Consider the following 1,973-nt stretch of genomic DNA (forward strand, 5'->3'; position numbering starts at 1 on the left):
ACTATTAGCTGGTTTAGTTCAACAAGACTATTATAGAGATCCCTTTGCTTTTTTAGCTTTTTCTAACCAATAGTTAGCCTTCTCTATATCTTTAGCTACACCAATGCCAAGCTCATATTTCTTACCAACATTAAACATGCCACTTGAATCTCCACTTTTAGCCGCCTTCAAATTCCAGTCAAATGCTTTTGTTAAATCTTTTTCTACACCAATTCCATTTCCATAAAGATAAGCTAAGTTGACCATAGCTGATGTATTTCCATTATTAGCACTATTAACATACCATTTTAAACTTTCTACGGAATCAACCTCTACTCCTATTCCTTCTTGAAAATAGTACGCTAACATCCCTTGTGCTTCTGCATCTTCTTTTTGTGCCAACTCGTGTAACTCTTCCATTGTAAGTTTGCTATAATCCTTTTCAAAATCTAATAAAAGATATAAACCAACTACGCAAATCAATGTTACAAAAATAAAGATAAGATTCCTGATTTTCATAAATACTCTACTCTCCTTCTATTCTTTTACTAAGCACCCCTTTATTGTACATATAATTCCAAATGTTTCAAACAATACCAATAATATTAAGATGAACCCAGACATTCTCTTTTAAAGTATTCTGCCCTTTAGCTTAAGTACATTTCTTCACAATCTTCTCTATTTTATCTAACTTATTCCACAATGTGGCCCAAACCAAAAAGAAAAAAGCACATTTCTTGCTGCAGAATTGCGCCCTATTCTGGAAGATCATAAAGTCATTTAGTGCAACCCACTTCTCAAATTACTTTATTGAACGTCACTCGTTAATTGGAAAATACACTGATTTTTTATTCTATTTAGCATTCGAACTAAACAGTCTACATACTATGAGTTTTATCTATAGCTTCACGTAGTGCTTTAGCTAATTTGATTGGATCGTCATTTGCCCAAAAATGCATAAAAAACAATCGAGGATTCTCGGTTAACATGTGATTATGTAAAGCAGTTACTTCTATACCATGTTTACGTAACGTTCTAGCAACAGGATTTACCTCTTCTGCAGTAAGTACAAAATCACCAGTTATTGCTGCTGTCCCATTTTTTGTCGGCTGAAAATTGATCAATGTTGATACCCCCATAGCAGGAGGTATTTCCATGCCATTTTCCATGATTTTTTCTAACCGAGGAATAGCCATATGATAAACGCCACCACTAACTGTACCTTTATGTCTAAATATTTTATCAAGCTTTTGTTTATCAATGGAAAAGATATGCGAATCATCTGGTAGTTTGTCGTTCCATGGTATTTTTGTTAGTTTCAAGGCGGATCTAATCGCTTTAGCTAATTGAACTGGATTACCATGCCCCTCAATATGCAAATACATAATCCGGGGTGACTCGCCTAGTAAATGATTGTGTAATGCAGAAGCCTGAATTCCTTGATGGAAAAGTTGATTCATGACAGGCTGAATTTCATTTTCTGTAAGAACTAAATCACCCATAACCATTGTTTGATTATCCATTTGTTTAAAAGCTGTCCAGCCCCCTAAAGCTAAACCAGTCTGGATAGGCATTCCTTTGACAGTTACTTTCAAATCACTACGTGGGAGGCTGATATAAAAAACTTCACCTAGCTTCATCACACCTGATTTTCCCATCGCTTTCTCAACTAGTTTCCAGTTTACTTGCTGTGGTAAATGATCTGTTGAATCGATGTGATTAGGAGAAGAAGAGTTTTTCATCGCATGAATCAAGGGATTCGATGTAAAATTATAGAGCAAAACAACAACTAAAAAAGCAACTATAATATATTTCCATTTGTACATAGAGTAACTCTCCTTTAGATGTATAGCGAAATATTAGGAAACGATATTATAATTCCCCATTCATCCTTTTTCTTGTACATAACAGCTCGTTAGTGACGGAGGGTTAAAGAAAAAATAGCACAGGACTATTTTTTTAAAAGCAACACTTACTCAATTAAATGGCCCTTT

2 protein-coding genes are annotated in these 1,973 nt (G+C 34.6%); both read right to left on the reverse strand.

What is annotated here, in order from left to right; all coding sequences use genetic code 11:
- Window positions 1-30 precede the first annotated feature (30 nt).
- The gene (locus V7149_RS17200; RefSeq protein WP_335346833.1) at window positions 31-498 is read right to left on the reverse strand and encodes a tetratricopeptide repeat protein; all 468 of its coding nucleotides are present in this window, start codon (window positions 496-498) and stop codon (window positions 31-33) included.
- 359 nt (window positions 499-857) lie between these two features.
- A complete protein-coding gene (locus V7149_RS17205) occupies window positions 858-1,805 on the reverse strand; it encodes a DUF1259 domain-containing protein (RefSeq protein ID WP_335346834.1) in 948 nt (315 codons plus the stop codon).
- Window positions 1,806-1,973 lie beyond the last annotated feature (168 nt).

Source organism: Bacillus sp. JJ1503 (assembly GCF_036965125.1).
Lineage (GTDB): Bacteria > Bacillota > Bacilli > Bacillales > Cytobacillaceae > Cytobacillus.